Below are 21,167 nucleotides of genomic sequence, written 5' to 3' on the forward strand. Positions count from 1 at the left end.
TCGCTAAGTTGCTAACGCGAGCGCAAGACTTGGAATTTGTCGGATCGCCCCCAGGGGCTGGGGTCAGCGGGCGAGTCGGGTGAGCCCACGCCCGAGTTCTTCGATCACCGAGGTCCAGTCGCCCGGCGCCGTCTGGCGCAGCAGTCGATGGCTCGGATACCAAGGGCTGTCGTGGCGATCGAGCAGCCAGCGCCAATCGGGCACGAACGGGAGCAGCACCCATGCAGGACGACCCAAGGCCCCGGCCAGATGCACCGGCGAGGAGTCCACCGACACCAAGAGGTCGGCGATGCTCAGTATCGCCGCCGTATCCTCGAAGTCCTGGATCTCCCGATCCAGAGACTGGACCCTTAGCCCGGTCGGCGGCGAGAGAGCCTCGACGGCCTTCGGTCCCTTCTGAACCGCCAGAAATGTCAGGTCCAATTCAGCCAGCGGCGCGAAGTCCGCCAGGCTCATCGAACGGTTGGCGTCATTGGCGTGGGTCGGCCGCCCAGCCCAGACCAGAGCCACCAGCGGGCGCGGCAGCGCGGCGAGCCGCGCTCGCCAGGTCGCCACGCGCCTTGGATCTGGCTTGAGATAGGGCGCCTGGCCCGGAAGATCGCTCATGGCCAACCGCGTCACCATGGGAAGGGACATCAGCTCGCAATGCCGGTCGAAGGCCGGCGGAAGGCTGCCGCGCGCGGTGACGGCGTCGACGCCGGTCATGCGCTCGGCCAGGGACAAGAGTTCGGGCGCCACTTCCAGGACCACGCGCGCGCCGCTGCGCGCCTTGGCCTCAGGCGCCATCCGCAGGAACTGGAGCGTATCGCCAAAGCCCTGTTCGTCATGGATCAGCAGGGTCTGGCCTAGCATGGGCGCGCCATCCCAGCGTGGACGCTGCACTTTACGCTCGATGCCCGCCGTGTGAGGCATTCGGTAGCGCCACTGATACTCCCGCCACCCGCGCTCGAAGTCGCCGAGCAGCAACAGGCTTTCCGCCAGATCGAAGCGAGCGGTGAAGTCGCCTGGCAGCCAATCCACGATCTGGAGCTGAAGATCGCGGGCCTCGGCGATGCGCCCCTGCGCCCGCACGGCGAGCGCCAGCAGGCGTATGAGGTTTATCGGCGCCGCGTCAGCCGTCAGTTGCGCGCGCAGCACGCCCTCGGCCTGCGCATGGCGGCCGGCGTTCATGAGTTCGCGAATAGCCTCCTCGGAGATCTGGTCCGGGGCGGTCATGACGCTAGTCCGCCAAGCGCCGTCAATAGCGGTTGCAGGTGCGAAGCATAGGCTTTCCAGCGGCCGGCCGAGGTCTTGTAGATCGGCTGGCGCACCTGCGCGAAGCTGGAGGTCTGCGCCAGGCGCCGGGTGTCGTAGAAGCGATCGTCCCAGGGAAGACCGAGCGCCGCCAGCAGCCGCCGAGTCTGGCCCTCCGGATCCTCCACCACGGCTTCGTAGTCCACCTCGATGAACCGCTCGGCCGGGAGCACCGCGCGCCAATGGTCGGTGAGCGCCTGGTAGTGGCGATAATAACGCCCGAGTTCAGCAAGGTCGTAGGCGAACTTCTGTTCGCCCGTGAACAGCTTGCTGTAGATCGACAGGCAGGTGTCCATGGAGCCGCGGCGGCAATGGATGATCCTCGCCCGCGGCAGGATCGCCCTGATCAGGCCCGCGTGAAGGTAGTTGGAGGGCATCTTGTCCACCACGTGGCGACGCCCGGATGCGAGCGGCCGAACGCGGGCCAGATAGGCCGCTCCCAGCTCGGCGAAACGGTCGGGCCCGAGCGTTTCGATGCATGACGGATAGCCGTCGAGGCCGCCGACCAACGCTTCGAGCGCCGACAGTTCGCCGGCGCCGTGGACGGCGGGGTGAGACGCGAGGATCTGTTCGATCAGGGCGCCGCCCGTACGCGGCATGCCGACAACGAAGATCGGCATTTCTGAGGCCTGACCCGTCTCGGCCAGGGCGTCGAGCCGTTCTCGCGTGAACGTGCGCGCGATGTCGCGCATGTGCTCGCCAGCGGCCTCCACGTCGAAGGTGAAGGTGGAGCGCTTCATGTGGTTGCCGGCGGCCAGGTGCTCGAACGCCGCGCCGGGTTGGTTCGCGTCGAGATAGGCCTTGCCCAGCGCGAAGTGCAGTCCCGTCCGGTCGTCGAAACTCGCAGGGCCGCCCACCAGCATTTCCATCTGGGTGATGTCCGGATCAGCCGCCTCAAACCGCTTAAGTTCCGCCCGATTGATCCAGGCGCGGGCGAAGTCCGGCCGTTCGGCGAGCACGACATCGAAACCCGACAGCGCCTCCGTCAGGCGGCCGAGCTGCATCAGCAGGTTGGCCCGATTGACCAGGGCGTCGGCCCGGCCGCCCGGCAGCCGCGCGGCCGTTTCGAAGGCGGCTAAGGCTTCATCCTGGCGGCTCGCGGCCTGCAGGATTTCGCCCAGGGCGTTATGCGTGTCGGCGCTGTTCGGGCCGGCCGTCACGGCCCGCCGGGCCGCATCCAGCGCGCGTTCCAGTCGGTCTGTCCGCCAGAGAATGCGCGCCTGCGCGGCCAGAGCGCCCGCATGATCAGGGGCGAAAGACAGCAAGGCGTCGAGCCGGCGCAGCGCCTCGCCCGGGCGGTGGCGCCGCAACTCGCATCCAGCCAGGTTGATGTAGGCCTCGGGCAGCCTTGGGTTGAGTTCGATGGCGCGCCGCGCGGCCTCAGCCGCCGCGTCGTACTGGCCAAGCTCGTTCAGCAGAAAGGCCATGTTGCTTTCAGCTTCGGCATAGGCTGAATTCAGCTCGAGCGCCCGCGTGTAGCTCAGCCGCGCCTTCTCAAGGTCGCCGAGACGCAGGTGGGAGTTGCCGAGATTATTGTGCGCAGCGGCGTTGTCGAGCTGCAGGTGGACGACGCGTTCCAGACAGGCGACGCTTTCCGTAAGCTCTCCCATCTCCTGCAGGATCACCCCCAGATTGTTCCAGGCTGAGGCCAGATGCGGATCCAGGGCCGTCGCCCGCCGGCCGGCCGCCGCCGCGCCCGGTAGATCGCCGCCCTGGCGCTTTAGTTCAGCGAGATTGCTTAGATAGAGCGCGGGCGCGCGCGGCGCGAGACACGCCTGCTGTACGTGCTGGATGGCCAGGTCGAGATTGCCATAGGCATGCGCCATCAGGCCGAGGATATGGAGCGCGTCGGCTTGGCCTGGCCACACCGCGAGGACCTGCTGGCACAACTGTTCGGCCTGCTCGGCCTGCCCGGCGTTCCAGTGGTCGTTAGCACGCTGGAGCGCTTCCTGAATGCTGAGGACGGAGGGTTGAGCGGTGGGAGCCGATTTGCGAGCCATCGGATCGTGCGATTAGCGGATTCGGATTCTCCGCATCAACCGATGAATGCGGGCTCGTTGAGCTCCGCGAGCAAGATCAATCACAATCAGCCGCGGGTGAGGAGGTGTTGCGGAACGCGGGCCGGTCGGAAGCGCCCAAGTCGACTCGTCCGAGCGGTTGCGGTCAGTCTGCCCTCCACCAAGATTCTGGACAGGGCTTGAGTAAAGCTACAACCTCGACGACAGGATCCCTGGCCTGGAGCAATGCGATGTCCGCACGGCGACACGCGCGCAGGACTTGGCATGCGTTGTGGTTGGGAGCGGCCCTCTCGGCGATTGCCCTTGGCGCTACGGCTGCACCCGCCGCAGTGAGTGCGACGGCCCGTGACGCGGCAATGCGCGAACTCAAGTCGCCGCAGGGAATCGGCGGTTGCATACTTCTGGCTGTGCCCGTCAGCGTCCGGCGGGAGGCCCTCATCAGCGCCCTTGCCCGGCAGCCCACGCCTACCTCGTTTAAGGCGGCGGCCTCTGTCGTCACACCACAATGCGCTGGCCGGTCCTACTCAGCCGCCGATTTGCCATTGGTCGGATCAGTGGTGGCCGCACTGCACAAGTCAGCGGCCGCCGTAGCCCTCGCCCAGGAGTTCGGAGTTGGGCAGGAGAGCTTGGACCAAGCTTGGACGGCCGCCACGCGGGATGAGAAGGCGGCCTATTACGACGCGGCCGAGGAGTTTCTCCGGCCGGGCGGCGCCATGACGCCGCGTGTTCTCGACGTCGCCCCGCTCGCTCGGAAGACAGGCCTGATGATGGCCACCGATGAGGCCGCAGAGCCCAGCCTTCGCACCTACTTCATATACACGGCGTTGAGTGAGAGATCGGAGGCTGTGCTGAGGAGCGCACGCTAGATCAGCGCATCCGCGAGCCAAGCAAGTTGCGCATGGCTCAGCTCCGCTCGCAACCTCCCAGATCGCCTCTCGTTCGTGCTTTGCCGGAATGGTGAGCCACGCCGCCGGTGAACCGCCTCGCGGGCCTCAAGATCAGAACAGCCTTGGATCGAACTTGAACGGCTCATTGGCCTGCAGGCGCAGTAATGCGGCCGCTGGATGGCGCGGATTGACGAGACTGTTTCGCTCCTGCGGGACGACCGCGCTCGGGGCTCGGAGCACCAGCGCCTCGCCTCGGCTCAGAAAGTCGTCGCCGACCGCGCGCGGATCACCGGGTAGGTCTTCCAGTTCAAGGACTGGGGCGTCGTCGGGAACATGGATGGATAGTAGACGGTAGTCGTTCCGTAGAAGCTCCGGCGGCAGGTCGAAACGCACCAGCACTTCGAGAACCGCCAGGCTGGGGCTGGCCGCCGTATAGATCATAGGTCGTCCAGGCGAGTTCCAACGCCCGCCGAATAGGCGCGCGCCCTCCCCGTCCAGACCGGCGACGGGGGCCATCGTCAAGCGATGGACGATCAAGCGGCCGGACCGTGGGCGATCCGACACAGAGACCGCTCGACGCGCTGAGAGCCGATGTCGGTGTCGGCCAGTGAAAGCGGCGCTTCGCCGGAAAGTACGCGATTGGGCCGCCCTAGCCAGATCATCGCCTGTTGGCCGGCGTCTCGGCGATGATTGAAGGTGCGCCGGGGCACGGCGTAGGCTTCGATCGCCGGAGAGCGCAAATGGGTCGTTAACAGGACATCTTCCACCGCGACCGGCGGCAGGCCCTTGCGGGCCTGGCGCACGAGTTCGAGCCGGCTGGCGCGGCGATCGGCCACGAGTTCGCCCCCGAGCAGTTCCTGGATGTTGGCGACAGCGGCCACGGGGGCGCCTCCTGCAGTATGCCGCACGTCCAGCGGCGAATAGCTGGCCAGTCACTGAGCGCCTGGCCGCACCGGCATTCGCCCGGCGCGCTTTGAACCTCACGGGCGGGGTTGTCGAGGCCGCGCTCCGATCGGCTGGTTGAGGCGCTCCCCCGGCGCGGCAGGGGCCGTAACGCCCATGGCGCGCCGGGGCTACGTGCGCGATCGGAGCCTCAAGGCGGAGCTCAGCCGGGGTCCCGAGCTTGAGCCAACCGACTAACCGCGTCGTCAGCCTTGGCCCGCCACCAGTCGCGGGCGGCGGCCACTTCGGCGGCGTAGGCGGAGACCTCGTTGGCGCGTCGGACCGCCTGGACGAGCGCGCCGCTCAGGACGACCTCGGCCGACAGAAAGCTGTTCGTCGGGACAATGCCGCCGTCGTTCGCCTTTGTGCATAGATCGGCGAGGTCGCCAACCGCCGGCAGGCGTTCAATGAGGCCCGTCCAATAGCTCCGCAGCTCATCGAACCTGGCTTCAAGCTTCGGCTCGATCGGAATGGCGCCCCCGGCGGTCTCTGTTTCCTGCAACTGGCGTATGACGAACTCTCGGGCCAGCAGCGCGTCTTGATCAAGGGGCTCGACCGCAATCGGCGCCAGTCGGTTCAACTCCAACAGCACTCGCAGTTGGGCGTAACCGATGGACTCGTTCGTACGGGCCCGAGGCTCCCGGGCGTCGAGAGGCGCTGAATCTAGACCGGCGGCGGTCAGAAATCGGTGACAAAGCTCGGAGTTGTGGGATGCAGGAACAATGAACGGGCGCAGCGTGGCCTCGGCGAGCGCTACGGTCGAGCCTCCGAGATAGAGTTCGGACGAGCGCCGGTAGCGTTCGATGAGCGCCGGCGACGCCTCGGCTAATTCCAGGCGCTCCTCCCCCCTCCCCAACCCCCATTTGACGGCTTGCTGCCACATGGAGGGGATGAGGCGTCGTGGGTCTCGCAGCCCATAGACGACGACGAACTCCTGGGCGCCGCTGACATCACGGATCAACGCGAGCGCCGCGTCGTCGAACTCGTCAAGGCTGAAGTCTTCGGCCGAAATCAGGAGCGTGTGGGCTTCCAGCTCGTCGACCTGTTGCAAGGCCTGCTCCCAGCTCAGGGAGGAGCTTGAAAGCCTTACGGTCTTGCGCCCCAGTCGCTCCAGGATTTCCCAAGCAAGCGTTGGGTGCCCCTCGACACCTTCTTCTCCGGGCGCCGACGGATAACAAACCCCGGAACTTGCTAGAGCTTTTCTATTTCGGGCGAGCATCCCCTGAATAGCCGTCGTGCCGGTCTTGGAGGGCCCAACATGCAGTATAATACGTTCCATTTACTACTCTATACGCACGCGAGCTGTAGTTCCCGGCCCGCAATACGCCCATCGATCACCAGGAGCAAGCCGACCTGGGCCGTACGGTCGCGCAGCAAAGGGTTTCTTCCACTCCCAGCGCGTGATGCTCGCGGGGCGCTACACATCGGTGTGACTCTGGTCCGCGCGGGGCGCAGCTATCGCACCCGGAAGTATTGCCCGTCCTGCGCCATCGCATCCAACATCTCCGCGACGTCGAGCGCGTCCTCATGGTCCATGTCGTCCTGGGGCTCGTTGCCACCAGGGCCGGCCACCCGGTGAAGCGATCAAGCACCGCCCACCTTTGCGCCGCGGCCCGCACTTCAAACCGCTTGCTCCAGCTGCGCATCGGCGCCCCGCGTCTCCGTAATGTGCGCGTCTGCTTTGCCAGCCCAACGATGCGATCAGCCAATCCCTGAGGCGCCTGGCCTTGCGGAGCAAGAGGTTGCGGATTTGCACAGTGAAGCTTCAATATATATCGCTAGGCTTCTCTCGCCCGCTGAGCCCGTCTCGCTCCGCACTTTGGAAGCTTGTTCAACACTCCCGACATGTTGCGTATCGGCTACCCTTCAAAGGACGATCAGAATCCGGAGGCGATCGCGGCGCTCATGCACGCGGGATGCAATGTCGTGCGCTGCGAGGATCTCGATGTTGGAGCGCCGCGCGCAAGGCTTGAAGCGATCCTGAGTTTCATGGCCCCCGACGACCGACTGGTCGTTCGCCGCCTTGGCGCGCTTGGCGGGCCGCGCGCGACGCTCCAGCTGCTCGATCGGCTGAACGCATGCGAGGCGATCCTTGAAGTTCTCGAGCCGCCCTTCTCAAGCCAAGGCCCGGCCGGCGATGCGCTGCGTGCAGCGCTCGGGCTCTCGCCGGACGCCCCGGCCGAAAAGCCTTTGCGGCGCACCAGGCCAGACGCCATTCGTGATCTCCGGCGGATCGGCCGCACGCCAACGGAGATCGCAAAGCAACTTGGCGTGTCGCGGATGACGGTGTGGCGGGCCTTGAAGTCGGCCAACTGAGCCCTTGAGCGTCGACGCCGTCCGGCTCGCGCGGTTCGAATGCCCCTAAGCCCGGAGACGGGTCAGCCGAACCGCGGGCTGGCGCGTTGCCACGATGACGCCATGTAACTATGGACCTCATCCTCGACGCTCCCCGCCCGAGCTCCCCCGCGCAATGCGCTGACGTCTCGCTTCGGAACCCTGCATGCTGCAGTCGCCGCTGGTCTCCTTTATTGTTCTATCATACAATAATGCTCGCTTCATTCGGCGAACGCTCGACAGTATATTTTCGCAAACTTCCGAAAATTACGAGGTCGTTATTGTAGATGATGGATCCAGCGATAACTCCGTTGATATCATCAATAGTTATAATGATCCCCGAGTTCGGCTGTTCGCCCATCCCAACAACCTGGGGCTGACCCCTCGCTACAATGAGGCGATCGCCCATGCGCGGGGCGATTTCCTGGTCAATTTAGACACTGACGACTACATTCACCCTGAGAAGACCGCCAAGCAGCTCGCTTGCTTCGACGCAGACGCGTCCCTTGGCGTGGTCGGAAGCTACATCGACCTGATCGACGAAAACGATCAGCCTCATGATCAGGCGGCGCTGATGGAGGGCATGCTCAATCGCGTTTACGACTTCAACGATCCCGCCGCGTGGGTGGTGCAGAACATGTTGGTGCGCTCGTCGACCATGATGCGCCGACAGCTGCATGAGCAAGTCGGCCCGAACGAGATCGGCATGCTGCGCGCGCCCGATTACGACCTTTGGACGCGGGGCCTGCAAGCCGGCTTCCGCTATCACGTCATTCCGGAACGCTTGACGAGCTATCGGCTGCATTCGGCGGGTCTGACCTATGGCGACCCCAAGGCCACCTTCCTCGAACTCAGTTACGCGCTCCTGCGCAGGCTGCTGCCGTTGCTGTCGGCGGCGGGCGAGGCGGTCTTGATCGCTAAGGCATTGAATTGGATGCTCGCCGATCCGCAATTCCTTGCGCTCCCGGCCGCGAGCGCCGAGCGTCTCGCCGGCCTGTTCGCGCGGGGCGTCGATCCTGGCGCCTATCTCGATTACCTCCGCTTTCTGGAGGACGGGGGAGCCGACGACGACACTGGCCGGACGACCGGGCGCAGGCTGATTGAACTTCAGAGGGGAGACGCCGCCCGCTGGGCGCAGATCGAGGAAGCTCTTCAGTGGCAGACCGCGCAGCATGCCAACTGGGAGGCGGAAGCCAGCGCGCAGAAGGCCCAGAACGACGAAGTCGAGGCGATGCTTCGAGACCAGCGACAATCGACCGAGGCGCTCGAGGCCGCGATGGCGTGGCACGCCCAACAGGCCGAGAACTGGAAGACGGAAGCGGGCGCCCAGAAGGAGCGAGGCGACAAGCTTGAAGCCGCGCTCGAAGCTGAGCACAGATCCGTCGTCGCCCTGCAGGAGGTGCTCGCGCAGCAGGCCGAGTCCCGCGGAATCACCGCGGCCCCCCTCAAGGGGACGCCCGACTGAGATCTGCCCACCAGCCTCGAGAGCAGAGCCAATGGCAGGTTTGTCGTGACGGGCGAACAGGCGGCCCACGCGATCGGGTCCTGACGTATTCCGGCGCGGCTACAAGGCGGCGCCCGAGGGGTGCTACTCAGAGCGATTGACGTGGCTGCGGCGAGACATCATCGGTTGCAGGCGTAGCGTTCACTTGAGTCGAACGCCTCCTGGGGCGCCACCTATGATCAATTCTCTGACCGGCCTTCGGTTCTTTGCCGCCGCGGCCATCGTGCTCACGCACAGCCAGATGCCCAACTTGATCCCCGAAGGAACGTTCACCGCGTTCACTCTGACGGGCGCCGTGCCGTTGTTCTTCGCGCTTTCAGGTTTCGTGCTGGCGATCAACGCGCCAAAGTATGCCTCGACCATCGACTTCTACGTGGCCCGCGTCGCGCGGATCTGGCCTGCGCATATCGCCGCCGTGGCGTTCCTGTTCTTCATTTTCTGGCCATATAGCATCAGCCTGCTTCAGGGGGCCGACAATCAGCGCCATGCGCTCCTCAACATCCTACTGTTGCAGGCATGGTCGCCGAACCTTGCGACCTACTACTCGCTCAATGCGCCTGCGTGGTCCGTCTCGGTAGAGCTCTTCTTCTATCTCGCCTTTCCGGCAGTGCTGGTGCTGCTGTCGCGGCAGACCTGGTTGCGCGCTGGCCTGCTCTTCATTGGTGCGGCCGTTGCGGTGCACCTTATTCAGCGGAAGTTCCCGTCGCTGGACCCCAACTGGCTCGGCTACATCAATCCCCTGGTCAATCTGCCCACCTTCGCGCTCGGGGTGGCTGCGGGCATGACCTTCCTCAAGCAACCAACTACGCGCCCGAACAGCACGCTCCTTCAGTTGGGCGCTCTCGCCCTGGCATGTGTCGCAAACGTCGCCTTCACACAGCTTGCCCAGCGCATGCCGCCCGGCGGACTGGCCTATTTCGTCCAGGTCACCGGACCCGTGCCGTTCTATGTCGCGCTCATCTATGTGCTCGCCGCCTTCGATGGGGGGCTGTCGCGCGTCCTGGCCAAGCGCCCGATGACTTTCCTCGGCGAGATCAGCTACTCACTCTACCTCTTCCATCAGCTGATCTTCCGGTGGCACTCCGGCAAGACGTGGGCGCTCCCCACATGGGTACAGGTGCTCATCGTCTGGGCCCTCTCTCTCGCCATCGCCGCGGCGTCCTACCTCGTGATCGAACGTCTGACGCGCGCTGCGATCAAAGCCGGCTGGAGAGCGCTTCAAAGGCCCGTCATGCGCTCCGCGCTCGAACAGGGACGATCGCCGGCCGAGTGAGCGCCCGGCGGAGTGGGCGGCTCGGACGGGAGCATCTGGCGCTTTCGGCGAAAGCTGGCCGCGGCGGCCCTGGGTCCAGAGGTCTTGGGGCCGCTCGGGCCCCAAGCGCGCGGCGTCAGGTCACGCGCTTGAGGCGGTCACGGAACAGGTCGGATGGGATCATCATCGCGCCGCTCGCTTCCGTCGACTTCAGAAGCGAGCTTGGCTTGACCCGCACCAGATGACTGGTGCCGGGAACGATCTTGTGCACGGCTCCGAACGAGATCGTCTGGGCGTTCCACGCCCAATCTTCGAAGCCGAAGCCTTCCCCAAGCGTGGTCCGCCGATAGGGCACGGCGTCGAACAAGCGCTTCGACGCAAAAGCCAGCGAGGTCCAAAGATTCTGGGAGGCGAGCCGCAGCCAGGCATAGGCGTCATCGTCCATGTCCGGATGCATGAGCCAATAAGGATCGATCGCCTCACCGAAGAAGAGGCTGCCCTCCGGGTGCCAGATGACCTGACGATCATCCTGGGTGGCGCAGGCGTATGCGGCCTTGAGCCAGTTCTGGGCCCATAGATCGTCGCCGTCCAAGAACGCGACGTACTCGCAGGACGTGCTCTGCACAGCCACGTTTCGCGCGCATCCGAGATCGTCGACATCCGTCGTAAGCACGCGCAAACCAGGGGCCTCGAGACCCTCCACATAATCCCGTGTAGGCTGGTCCGGACAGTCGGCGACGACAAGAAGCTCAACTGAGATGCCGTGCGCGCGCGCGGCGTCCGCCGCGCGAACAGCGCTCTGCACGGATGTATGCGCAAGCAAGCCTTCGCGATGCACATTGATGATGGCGCAGATTTCGGTCATTGGGCGCCTCCGTCGCGGCCGCTGCCCGCGGCAAGAAATCCACCGTCCGCGCTCAGCGCCTTGAGGAAGAGACGCCAGCTCTCGCCCTCGACGTCGAAGGTGTCCGCCGAAACGATCTCACCAGGGCGGCGGTGCAGGGCCTTGGCAGGCGCCGGCAAGGACCGCAGCCTGCCGTATGCCGAGGCCGGGACGCCGAACCTATCGGCCAGCGAGCGCAACTGCCGCTCATCTTCACTGTAAAAGGCCGACATGCTCGGAAAGCAGCGGCGGAAGACGCGGCCGCTGTGCGCGTCCGTCGACGTCCCGGCGCCAAGCACCCCGTAGAGCCGCATCATCTTCGAGAGAGGAGCCCCCCTCAGATACATGCTTTCCCACCCGGCGAGGCTGTCGACGACCATGACGGCTTCGGGCTGGACGCAATGGAGCAGGGCCGTCACCAGGGCGCTTCGATCAAAGCTTCCCAGATCCGCGCCGAATTCCGCGAGCGAGCGCCATCGGACGCCGCGCGGAAGGCCTTCGGGCGGTCGCGGAGCAGCTTCGTCCGTCGCCAATACGAAAAGGCTGTCTGCGCCATGCAGTTCGGCCGTGGCGCGGGCGATCCGCCCGGCGGCCGGGCTATTCGCAAAGCTGCCGCACAATATTATGCGGCTGGGTCGACCGTGCATCTCAAGGTACAGCTTTTCCCAAGCGATCGGGAGCCCGCCCTGTGTCGGGCGGACGATCGGCAAGGCGGTCAGGTCCTGCGATTGCAGCCGCATCAGATCGAACTCTGTCGTCGCAAAGCGCCGCACGGTCTCAGCGGCCGACGCGGCCGTCGCCAAACTCGGGCCATGAGGATCCCGCAACGGGCACGCCTCGGCTGCGGCCAAGCCGTGGTCGGCGATGTCCGCGGGCGCGCCCGCGAGCTCCTCCTCCTCCTCCGCCGCCGTCCGAGGCCCTATCTCTCTCCCCTCCGCCTCCCCGAAGGCCAGGAAATGAAGCAAGGGGTTGAGGCCGCTCTCAGCGACGTCCGGATGGCGCGTCAAATACCACAGGGTATCGAAGGCCTCGCTCGGATTGCGCCCTTCCGAAGCGCCATGCGCAATGTAGTGCGCGAAGGGCTCCAGTCCGGCCTCCGCTACGTCTGGATAGGTCTCTAGATAGTATCGTGGATCGAAGTAGCGGTTCGGCCGCCGTCCCTCTCGCCATCCCGTCTCGAAATAGTGCACGAACGGATCGACGCCCGCCTCGGCGACATCGACGTTCGTCTTCAAGTAGAAGAGCGGATCGAACGCCTGCTGCGCCTTGGTGCTCTCGGATTGTATTGCGGGCCGATTGAGGACGCTGCCGACGAGGCCGCGCAGTCGCCGACGAGCCCGTCGCGCGAACGATCCAAATCTGATCAAGATTCGACAACCCCCACCCCGGCGCGACCGCTATCAAAGCGCCCTCGCGCTCGGATGACGCGGTCTGCAGTCAGTGCATGTGCCTATCAGGTGGAGCGGTCCATGGCCAGCATGCCCCGCCGGTTCAAGCCGTGCCCGCGCGCCGCCGTCGGCGGGTCATGCGCCGCGTGCGGCCAGGTCGGCGCGGCTGCGCAAGAGCGAGCGATCTCCTCGCCCTGCGGGGCGGCGAAGGCGCGGGGGCTGTCGACATCGAAGGGCAAAGCCGTTACCCAGGCGCTGCCCGGCGCGATGCGCGGTAAAGGTGTTGTAGGGATAAGAGGACGAGCTGAATGGAGTGCGATCTGGCATCGACGCGAGTACTGGTGACAGGCGCCGGCGGCTTTATTGGCAGTCACTTGGTTGAAGCGCTTGTTAAGAGCGGCGCTCAAGTGACTTGCATGACTCATTACAACGCCCTCGGAAGTATCGGAAATATCGGCTTCTTGCCGGACGACATCCGCCAGCGCATCACGATCGCGGCGGGAAATGTCGAGGATGGCGATTTCGTCCAGCGGATCGTCGAGGGCCAGGACCTCGTGTTCCATTTGGCGGCCCTGATCGCGATTCCCTACTCGTACGTCGCGCCGCGCAGCTATCTGCGGACGAACATCGAAGGGACTCTGAACGTTTTGGAAGCGGCCCGTCGCACGGGGATCAAGCGGGTCGTGCACACTAGCACCTCGGAAGTCTACGGCACGGCGCTGCGCACGCCTATCGACGAGGATCACCCTCTCCAGGGGCAATCGCCTTACTCGGCGAGCAAGCTGTCCGCGGACAAGATCGCCGAAAGCTACTATCGCTCCTTCGAGACGCCCGTGGTTACGGTCCGTCCCTTCAACACCTTCGGGCCGCGGCAGTCGGCGCGCGCCTTCATTCCCACGATCATCTCGCAGGCCCTGGCCCGCGATGTGATTCAGCTGGGTTCGTTGACCCCGCAACGCGACATGACCTTCGTGTCGGACACCGTCTCGGGATTCCTGAAGGCCGCCACCACGCCCGGCCTGGAAGGCGAGACGATCAATCTCGGCACAGGCAGCACCTTCAGCATCGGCGATTTCGCGACCCGCATCCTGGCGTTGATGGGCATGGACAAGCCCATCGTGCACGACAGCGCCCGCGATCGCCCGAGCAAGAGCGAGGTCATGAAGCTGGTTTCGGATAACAGCAAGGCGGCCCGGCTGATGAACTGGCGCCCGGTTGTGGAGCTCGACGACGGTCTTCGTGAGACGATCGACTTCGTGTCCAACAACCTGCACCTCTACAAGCCCCAAGAGTACGCCGTCTAAGGTCACATCATGAAAGCGTTGGTCATGGCCGGGGGCAAAGGCACCCGGCTGCTGCCGTACTCGGCCCTCTTCCCCAAGCCGCTCATGCCCGTCGGCGACATGCCGATTCTGGAACTCCTTCTGCGCCGGCTGAAGGACGCCGGCGTCGAGGAGGTGATCCTTGCGGTCAATCACCTGCGGCATCTGATCGAGGCCTTCTTTGGCGACGGCGCGCGCCTTGGCATGAAGATCTCCTACAGCGTCGAAGATCGCCCGCTCGGAACGGCCGGTCCGATGGGGCTCGTGCTCGACCGTCTTGGGGAGAACTTCCTGCTGACGAACGGCGATCTGCTGACGAACCTGGACCTCCGCCGAATGATCGACGTGCACAGGGAGCGCGGGGCGGCCGCGACCATCGGCTCCTATGCGCGCGAGATGCGCAGCGAGTTCGGCATTCTGGAGGTCGACGACCAGATGATGATGACCGGTTATCGCGAGAAGCCGTCGTACAGTCAGCTGATCAGCATGGGCGTCTATGTTCTGCGCACCGATGACGTGCGTAAGCACGTCATTCCAGGCGAGTATCTGGATATGCCCGACCTCGTGCGCGCGCTCGCGGCCAGCGGCGAGCAGGTTTACTGTCACAGCGAAGACTGCTTCTGGCTCGATATCGGGCGTCCGGAGGACTTTGCGCTGGCGCAGGAGATGTTCGAGAAGGATCCAAAGGTCTTTCTGCGGAGCCCGACTTGAAGCGGGCGGTGGTCACGGGCGCGAGCGGCTTTGTCGGACGCAGCCTCGTCGCGCAGCTGCGGATGCAAGGCTGGGACTTGCGTTTCCTGGGTCGCCGGGCCGACCAGGGACCGCATGGGCTGGCTCCGGATTGGAGTACGCAATCGCTCCGCCCCGCCCTGGCCGCCTTTCGCCCAGACTATATTTTTCATCTGGCCGGTCGGACGCAGGCCAAGGCCGCGCAGGAGTTCTACGCGGCGAACCTCCTTCCCGCCGCCCAGCTGCTCGACGGCCTGGAGGATCTTCCCGAACGGCCGGTCGTCGTGCTGGTCGGCTCTGCGGCGGAGTATGGCGAGGCTCCTGAGGCGGCCATGCCGGTGCCCGAGACCCATCACTGCGCGCCGGTTTCCGATTACGGGGCGAGCAAGCTCGCCCAAACCGAGCTGGGCCTGAGCCGCGCCCGCCGCGGGTGGCCGATCGTCGTCGCGCGGCTGTTCAATCCAGTCGGGCCGGGGATGCCAGAACATCTTGCGCTGGGCTCGTTCGCCGCGCGCTTGGCCTCGGGCGTGACCAGCCTTCAGGTCGGCAACCTGGACGTGAGGCGCGACTTCATCGCGGTGGACGAAGCTGCGCGTCTCATCGTGGAAGTGGGCCAGTCGCCCCAGGCCCTGGGACAGGTCGTCAACATCTGCTCCGGCCACGCCTACTTGCTTCGAGAATTGGTCGAGCGGATGGTAATGCTTGTAAACCAGCCGACGGTCATCGAACCCGTCGCGAGCAGGATGAGGCCCGGCGAAATGACGACCTTTGTGGGATGTACCCACCGGCTGGAGGCGTTGGGCCTCGCGCCGGCCGCCCCCGATTTCGACGCGCTTCTGCCCCAGATGCTGGAAGCCGCCAGGTGAGCAGGCTCGACGAAGCTTGGATCGCCCGCCTTACTCAATTGGTCGGTCGAACGTGGGGACTTGGCGACAACAGCGCCGGGGCATACCTGCGAACTCTCCGCTTCGACCACGCGCCGGCTGACCTTGCGGGCGAAATCGCAGGCGCCTTGCTCAGTGTTCGATCCGAGGGATTGGTGCTGGTCATTGTCCATTCGGCGATTGGGTGGTCGGCGGGCCTAGGGCGCGAAGGCGTACACGAGCTGGCAGGCGCCGCGCGCCTGATCGCTCAGCCCGTGCCCCGCAGCGCCCCCTTCGACGAACTTGGCCCGCTCTGGCTCGGCGTCGCCACCAAAGCCGTTGAGAAAGTCGGATCGGTGCGGGCGCTTCTGTCGCAGATCGCCGCTCCACGCCTTTCGGATATGACCGGGCTGGAGGCCGGCGCTGCAGCGCTGATCGCCTTGGAATGCGGGACTATTGGCGCAGCCGACGGGCTGCAGCACCTCGCGGCAGAGGAGATCTCGCCCGACGCCCTCCTCCGGGTACAGGCGCTTTGGCGATGGAATCTCGCGCAATCGGCTGCGCTTGAGGCGAAACTCGCCGCGACTTCACGCCAAATGACCGAGGCCACGATCCGGGCGGGTCGCGCTGAGCGCGATCTGGAGATTGCGCGCGCCGACCACCGCGCCAACGTTGCGCGGCTGATGCCGTTCGCGGCGAAGGCGGAGGCCAAATCGCCGTCAGTCGGGCGCAAGGCTCGGGCCGCCGCCGCCGCGGCGCCCGAGTTCGGAAAATGATCGACAGCTACCTTCCTGCTGCGCCGGCGCGCGATTTGACCGAATGGCCCGCGAGCGCCCCCTTGGTCAGCGTCGTCATTCCCTGCTTCAACTACGGCCACTACGTCGACCAGGCTATCGAGTCCGTGCTGGCGCAGACCTTCACCGATCTTGAGGTGATCGTCGTGGAGGGCGGCTCAAGCCAGGCGGAGTCCCGCGAGCGCGTTGTCCAGCTTGATTTCCCGCGCACCCGGCTGCTGTTTCAAGGCGCCGCGACACGGGTCGGCGCCAATCGGAACCTTGGGATCGAGAACGCTCGGGGCAAATACATCATCTGCCTGGACGCCGACGATCGGCTCCGTCCCACCTATGTGGAGAAGGCGGTTTTCCTCGCCGAGACCTACGGCATCGATGTCGTCTCGTCGGCCATGCAGTTCTTTGGCGACCGATCGGACCGCATCGACATTCTGGAAGCGCCCGATCTCGACGCGCTCATCCACGGCAATCACGTGCTGACCTGCGCGCTATTCCGGAAATCGTTCTGGGAGGCCGCCGGCGGGGTTCGCGACTTCTCGAAGGGCGGCCATGTCCACGAGGACTGGGCCTTCTGGATGCGTCTGGCCGCCCATGGGGCCCGTTTCCTCAACATGCCGCGTGACCCCTTGCTGCTGTATCGCAGTCATGGCGTCAGCCTGAGCACCGGCGATGACGTCCACCCCATGGACCAGCAGGCCAAGCTGGTCCGGGAGATGAACGCGGACGTGCTGACGCCGGCGGCGTTCGACCGTTCGCGCCGGCTTGCGGTGCAGGAACGGCGGAGCGTGCCCGCGCCCCGTCCGGACGCCTATCAGGCGCCCAGCCTTGAAGGGCCTGTCGTGCTTATCGCCTTGCCCTGGCTTGTGCTCGGCGGCGCCGAGCGGCTGCTGAGCGCGATCGTCAAGCACCTCTCGAGCTGTGGCTGGCGGGTCATCCTCCTCACTTCGATCGACACCTCCCCTGACCAGGGCGACACGACAGCCTGGTTCGAAGAGCACACGGCCGAGATCTACAAGCTTCCCCTGTTCTTGCGGCGCGATCGATGGGACGCGTTTCTGGACCACCTTATTCAGTCGCGCGGCGTCGACATCTTGTGGGTGGTCGGAAGCGCGTTCGCCTATGATCGTCTGGTGTCGGTCCGGAACAGCTACCCGAACCTCCGTGTGATCGACCTTCTCTTCAATACGGTCGGCCACACGCAGAACAACCGCTTACGCAAAGACCTGATCGACCTGACCATTGTCGAAAACAATGAGGTTCAGGATTGGCTGCTCACCCATGGCGAGGCGCAAGCTCGGATCAAGGTGATTGAAAGCGGCGTTGATCTCTCGCGGCTGTCGCCGCGCTCGCGCGACCCCGAAGTCAGTCGAGGGCTGCATCTGCGCCCCAATGAGATCGTGGTCGGCTTCTCCGGTCGTTGGTCGGAAGAAAAGAACCCCCTGGGTTTTATCGAGATCGCCCGGCGCACGGATCCCCGCCTGCCGATCCGGTTCGTCATGACCGGGACGGGCCCGCAACATCATCTTGTCGAACAGGCGATCGCCGAGGCGCGCTTCGCGCCGGGTCGTTTCACCGTCGTCGGCGACGTGCCTGACGTAGCGCCGTGGCTGAGCTCGTACGACCTGCTCGTCCTGCCGTCGCGCCTCGACGGCCGGCCGGTCGTGGTGATGGAGGCGCTTGCGTTCGGCGTGCCCGTGCTGGCGTCACGCGTCGGCGCCTTGCCCGAGTTGATCGAAGAGGGCGTCAACGGGTGGCTCTGCGGCCCGATGGAGACCGACCAATTCGCGCGCTTGATCGACGCCTTTGCGCGCAACCCCGGGCGAGCACGGCACCGCACCGCGGCGCGGGCCTTTGCTGAGCGAAAGCTGGATCAAAACCGCATGCTCGCCAATTACATGGCGGCGCTGCAAGGCGATCTTGAACGTGCCAGCGAGGTCTGCGAGGCGCTTTAGAGGCGGCGCCCAAAAAAGGCGAGGATCGGCGCTCTAACTGAGCCGCACTCTCACGCGCGAGAAGGCGAACGGCTCGCCGTTTGGCGTTCGACAGGCGTCGAGGCGCAGCATGCCTTCGCCGCAGATCACCAGCGGCGCGCCATCGTTCAGGCTCCAGATCTTGCCCGAGTGGCGGGCCACAAACGGGAGGTCTTCGACGGCGCTGGCTCGATCGATGATGATTTCCCTGTCGCCGGCGCGCGCGCGCGCGCCGCCATAGGGCGTCCCGACGGCGTAGACGAAGCGTTCCAGCGCCTGCGCTGATTGCGACCAATCGATCCTGTAGTCCTGCTCATCGCGCCAGATGCTGTAACTGGCCTGTCGCTCGTCCTGCGGCGTGGCCGACAATCGCCCCTCCCGCCATCGCGCATGCAGATCGACCGCCAAGTCCGCCATCAGCGAGGCCTGGGCCTCAAGAGCCGCTGCAATCGCCATGGGATGGCGAACCTCGATCGAGGCCTGACCGAACACGGGGCCACTATCGACGTCGCTGCGAGGCTGAAGCGCGGTCACCCCGATCTCATCGTCGCCATTAATGAGCGCGGCGACGGTCGGCGCGAAGCCGCGATAGCGCGGCAACAGGGAGTCGTGGAAGACCACGACATGCGGGCCAGTATCCTCCATCAGATACTGCCAACCGACGACGTAGATCAGCTCGGCGCCGGAGACGTCCGGACGCCGGTCGAAGAGCGTCTCGACGCCTGCGGACGCCGCTATTTCCTTGATGCGCTCCCAGCTTCTCGAGGCGTCATCGCGTTGTTCATAGGTCACGACCTTTACGGGGCGAACGCCGGCCGTCAGCAGTCTTTCCAGGAACACCGCCCCCTTGAGGCCCACGACACATGCGACCAGCATCGGCTAAGCGTCCTCCCCCAGATAGGCCAGCACGCGATCGATGACCCGGTCTTGGGCTGCGCCGAGTTCGTCAAACAGCGGAAGCCTGATCAATCGGGCGCTTGTCGCATCCGTCATCGTCATGTCGCCGTTCGCGCGCCCATAGGTCAGCCCCGCGGGAGCGGTGTGCAGGGGAATGTAGTGGAAGGGCGCCAGTATCTGGTGCTTCGCCAGCCACCCGATCAGGGCGTCCCGGTCGCTGCGGTCACGCATCAACAGGTAATACAGATGTCCATTGTGCCGGCAATGCGAAGGCACGATCGGCCGCCTCAAGCGTCCCTCGCGTTCGGCGGCCTCGAAGGCGTGGTGGTATCTGTCCCAGATCGCCAGCCGCGTTTCCGTCAGTCGGTCGGCGTTCTCAAGCTGCGCCCAAAGGTAGGCGGCGTTGATCTCGCTCGGCAGATAGGACGACCCCACGTCGAGCCAGGTGTATTTGTCGACTCCGCCCCGTCGGAACTCGACGCGATTGGTTCCCTTTTCGCGAATGATATCTGCGCGCTCCACAAGCGCCTCGTCGTTGACGGCGATAGCGCCGCCTTCGCCTGACACGACATTCTTCGTTTCATGAAACGAGAAACAGGAGATCGCCGACAATCCGCCGGCCGGCCTCCCCTTGTAGAGCGACGACAGCGCCTGGGCTGCGTCCTCGATCACCATCAGACCGTGACGATCAGCGATCGCCTGGATGGGGTCCATTTCACAGCAGACGCCCGCGTAGTGCACGACCACGATGGCTTTGGTGCGCGGTGTGATCGCTTGCTCGATGAGCGTCTCGTCGAGATTGAGGGTGTCGCTCCGGATATCGACGAACACCGGGACCGCGCCGCGCAGCACGAAAGCATTGGCTGTGGAGACGAACGTGAAGGACGGCATGATTACTTCATCGCCAGGCTCGAGCCGCGCCAGAAGCGCCGCCATTTCGAGCGCCGCGGTGCAGGAATGGGTCAAACGCACTTCACCGCCGCCGACCTGGCCGCTCAACCAATTCTGACACAGCTTGGTGTAGTGGCCATCGCCAGACAAATGACGGCGTGCGATAACGTCGCCGATGTACTCCAATTCACGCCCGGTGACTGGAGGTACATTGAACAAGACGTCCATCGGCGAACTCTCTCTAGGCCTAAGCGCACCCCAAAAGCGCCAAGGAGCCGGTCGCCAGCTCTTCCTGCCGCCTGTCGTCGCACGCGGCCTGAGCCCGACGCGGTGATCCAGCTTCAGTGTTTAGTGCATGGCCCTGGCCGGCGCCAGGGTCCGAGCATGGCCGTCGTCAAGGCGGCCCGCCGACGCCCACGCGGCCTGGCCGCGCGCCCAGGCCGGACTTCAAATGCAATCTCATCGAAAATTCGGCTCTATCACCCGTCGGACGTCCAAGCCCGGCAGCACTTTTGGCCAATCCGGCTCAAGCCCCAAACGTCGGGGGACCTCACTCTCACCATCGTCATTGCCGCGTCGTCCATCGTCGCCGCCGAGCCGCGTTCAGCGCGCCTGGCATAGCGCCTTTGCCCAGCCCCAGCGTCGTGCGCCCGCCAGATATTCGCTCCGGCTACGCCCGCTATCCTTGCGCCATTTTGAAATCCGGGATCATTTGCGCCGGCGCCGTTGACGGCGATCACCTAGCCAAATGCGAGTATCCCATGTCCTATTCCGCCGGAGAGCTTGTCAATCGCCCCTGGGGCGTTTGGGAAGTTCTGGTCAAGGGAGAAAACTACGCTGTCAAACGGGTGACCATCGATCCAGGCAAGAGGCTGTCGCTTCAATTCCACCATCATCGCCTGGAGCTCTGGACCATTGTGGCGGGACAAGGTGAAGTCGAGCTGGACGGCGCGCGCCTTACAGCCGATCTTGGCGACCAATTCCGTATCCCCAAGTTGGCCCGACATCGGATCGCAAACACCGGATCCCTGCCCCTTGTGCTCATCGAGGTGCAATTTGGTTCTCGCCTCGACGAGGGCGATATCGTGCGTTTGATGGATGACTTCGGACGCGTGCCCGCGACGGCTGAATAGACAGTCCGATTTCTGCCGCCGCTTGTGCTGCGCATGGCCAAGGCCGCGCCCCATCATTCCAGCTCTAAGA

At 65.0% G+C, this 21,167-nt stretch carries 20 protein-coding genes; 10 read left to right on the plus strand and 10 right to left on the minus strand.

Annotated elements, in window-relative coordinates; translation table 11 throughout:
- Positions 1-63: 63 nt before the first annotated feature.
- Entirely contained in the window at positions 64-1,215 is a 1,152-nt protein-coding gene (locus C0481_RS02335) for a glycosyl transferase family 8 (RefSeq protein ID WP_293400322.1), read from the minus strand.
- Positions 1,212-3,293: a tetratricopeptide repeat-containing sulfotransferase family protein gene (locus tag C0481_RS02340; protein WP_293400324.1), complete on the minus strand. Its 2,082-nt coding sequence runs from the start codon at positions 3,291-3,293 to the stop codon at positions 1,212-1,214. The genes C0481_RS02335 and C0481_RS02340 overlap by 4 nt, the downstream gene beginning before the upstream one ends.
- Before the next feature lie 374 nt (positions 3,294-3,667).
- Between C0481_RS02340 and C0481_RS02345 the strand changes: the two genes are divergently transcribed.
- Complete coding sequence (locus C0481_RS02345) at positions 3,668-4,177, plus strand: hypothetical protein (RefSeq protein ID WP_293400326.1); 510 nt, start codon at positions 3,668-3,670, stop codon at positions 4,175-4,177.
- Between the two features lie 132 nt (positions 4,178-4,309).
- On the opposite strand, the gene C0481_RS02350 is transcribed toward C0481_RS02345, so the two are convergent.
- The 3 genes from C0481_RS02350 to C0481_RS02360 form a co-directional block, all read right to left on the minus strand.
- On the minus strand, positions 4,310-4,714 hold the full coding sequence (locus C0481_RS02350; RefSeq protein ID WP_293400555.1) for an RES domain-containing protein: 405 nt from the start codon (positions 4,712-4,714) through the stop codon (positions 4,310-4,312).
- Positions 4,715-4,731: 17 nt separating this feature from the next.
- Positions 4,732-5,079 carry an antitoxin Xre/MbcA/ParS toxin-binding domain-containing protein gene (locus C0481_RS02355; protein ID WP_293400328.1) on the minus strand — a complete coding sequence of 116 codons (348 nt, stop codon included), beginning with the start codon at positions 5,077-5,079 and terminating at the stop codon, positions 4,732-4,734.
- A gap of 224 nt (positions 5,080-5,303) precedes the next feature.
- Positions 5,304-6,191, minus strand: a complete 888-nt coding sequence (locus tag C0481_RS02360; RefSeq protein WP_293400330.1) for a hypothetical protein — start codon at positions 6,189-6,191, stop codon at positions 5,304-5,306.
- A 776-nt stretch (positions 6,192-6,967) separates the two neighbouring features.
- On the opposite strand from C0481_RS02360, the gene C0481_RS02365 reads away from it, so the two are divergent.
- From C0481_RS02365 to C0481_RS02375, 3 genes are all read left to right on the plus strand, one after another.
- Positions 6,968-7,456: a helix-turn-helix domain-containing protein gene (locus C0481_RS02365; RefSeq protein WP_293400332.1), complete on the plus strand. Its 489-nt coding sequence runs from the start codon at positions 6,968-6,970 to the stop codon at positions 7,454-7,456.
- Between the two features lie 184 nt (positions 7,457-7,640).
- Entirely contained in the window at positions 7,641-8,939 is a 1,299-nt protein-coding gene (locus tag C0481_RS02370) for a glycosyltransferase (protein WP_293400334.1), read from the plus strand.
- 214 nt (positions 8,940-9,153) lie between these two features.
- On the plus strand, positions 9,154-10,251 hold the full coding sequence (locus C0481_RS02375; protein WP_293400336.1) for an acyltransferase: 1,098 nt from the start codon (positions 9,154-9,156) through the stop codon (positions 10,249-10,251).
- Between the two features lie 115 nt (positions 10,252-10,366).
- On the opposite strand, the gene C0481_RS02380 is transcribed toward C0481_RS02375, so the two are convergent.
- From C0481_RS02380 to C0481_RS02390, 3 genes are all read right to left on the minus strand, one after another.
- Positions 10,367-11,095, minus strand: a complete 729-nt coding sequence (locus tag C0481_RS02380) for a glycosyltransferase family A protein (protein ID WP_293400338.1) — start codon at positions 11,093-11,095, stop codon at positions 10,367-10,369.
- Positions 11,092-12,480: a hypothetical protein gene (locus C0481_RS02385; protein ID WP_293400340.1), complete on the minus strand. Its 1,389-nt coding sequence runs from the start codon at positions 12,478-12,480 to the stop codon at positions 11,092-11,094. The genes C0481_RS02380 and C0481_RS02385 overlap by 4 nt, the downstream gene beginning before the upstream one ends.
- Before the next feature lie 86 nt (positions 12,481-12,566).
- Complete coding sequence (locus C0481_RS02390; RefSeq protein WP_293400342.1) at positions 12,567-12,740, minus strand: hypothetical protein; 174 nt, start codon at positions 12,738-12,740, stop codon at positions 12,567-12,569.
- Positions 12,741-12,809: 69 nt separating this feature from the next.
- On the opposite strand from C0481_RS02390, the gene C0481_RS02395 reads away from it, so the two are divergent.
- The 5 genes from C0481_RS02395 to C0481_RS02415 are packed head-to-tail and all read left to right on the plus strand — an operon-like array spanning position 12,810 to position 18,158.
- Positions 12,810-13,805, plus strand: a complete 996-nt coding sequence (locus C0481_RS02395; protein ID WP_293400344.1) for a GDP-mannose 4,6-dehydratase — start codon at positions 12,810-12,812, stop codon at positions 13,803-13,805.
- Between the two features lie 24 nt (positions 13,806-13,829).
- Positions 13,830-14,534 carry a sugar phosphate nucleotidyltransferase gene (locus C0481_RS02400; protein WP_293400557.1) on the plus strand — a complete coding sequence of 235 codons (705 nt, stop codon included), beginning with the start codon at positions 13,830-13,832 and terminating at the stop codon, positions 14,532-14,534.
- Complete coding sequence (locus C0481_RS02405; protein ID WP_293400346.1) at positions 14,531-15,418, plus strand: NAD-dependent epimerase/dehydratase family protein; 888 nt, start codon at positions 14,531-14,533, stop codon at positions 15,416-15,418. The genes C0481_RS02400 and C0481_RS02405 overlap by 4 nt, the downstream gene beginning before the upstream one ends.
- Entirely contained in the window at positions 15,415-16,191 is a 777-nt protein-coding gene (locus C0481_RS02410; RefSeq protein WP_293400348.1) for a hypothetical protein, read from the plus strand. The genes C0481_RS02405 and C0481_RS02410 overlap by 4 nt, the downstream gene beginning before the upstream one ends.
- Complete coding sequence (locus tag C0481_RS02415) at positions 16,188-18,158, plus strand: glycosyltransferase (RefSeq protein WP_293400349.1); 1,971 nt, start codon at positions 16,188-16,190, stop codon at positions 18,156-18,158. The genes C0481_RS02410 and C0481_RS02415 overlap by 4 nt, the downstream gene beginning before the upstream one ends.
- A gap of 33 nt (positions 18,159-18,191) precedes the next feature.
- Here C0481_RS02415 and C0481_RS02420 read toward each other — a convergent pair whose 3' ends face one another.
- Positions 18,192-19,052, minus strand: coding sequence for a formyltransferase family protein (locus C0481_RS02420; RefSeq protein ID WP_293400351.1), 861 nt, complete (start codon positions 19,050-19,052; stop codon positions 18,192-18,194).
- 3 nt (positions 19,053-19,055) lie between these two features.
- On the minus strand, positions 19,056-20,192 hold the full coding sequence (gene rffA / locus C0481_RS02425) for a dTDP-4-amino-4,6-dideoxygalactose transaminase (RefSeq protein ID WP_293400353.1): 1,137 nt from the start codon (positions 20,190-20,192) through the stop codon (positions 19,056-19,058).
- Positions 20,193-20,725: 533 nt separating this feature from the next.
- Here rffA and C0481_RS02430 point away from each other — a divergent pair.
- Positions 20,726-21,097: a phosphomannose isomerase type II C-terminal cupin domain gene (locus C0481_RS02430; RefSeq protein WP_293400355.1), complete on the plus strand. Its 372-nt coding sequence runs from the start codon at positions 20,726-20,728 to the stop codon at positions 21,095-21,097.
- Positions 21,098-21,167: the final 70 nt, after the last annotated feature.

The sequence above is a fragment of the Phenylobacterium sp. genome, from assembly GCF_013822795.1.
Classification (GTDB): Bacteria; Pseudomonadota; Alphaproteobacteria; order Caulobacterales; family Caulobacteraceae; genus Phenylobacterium.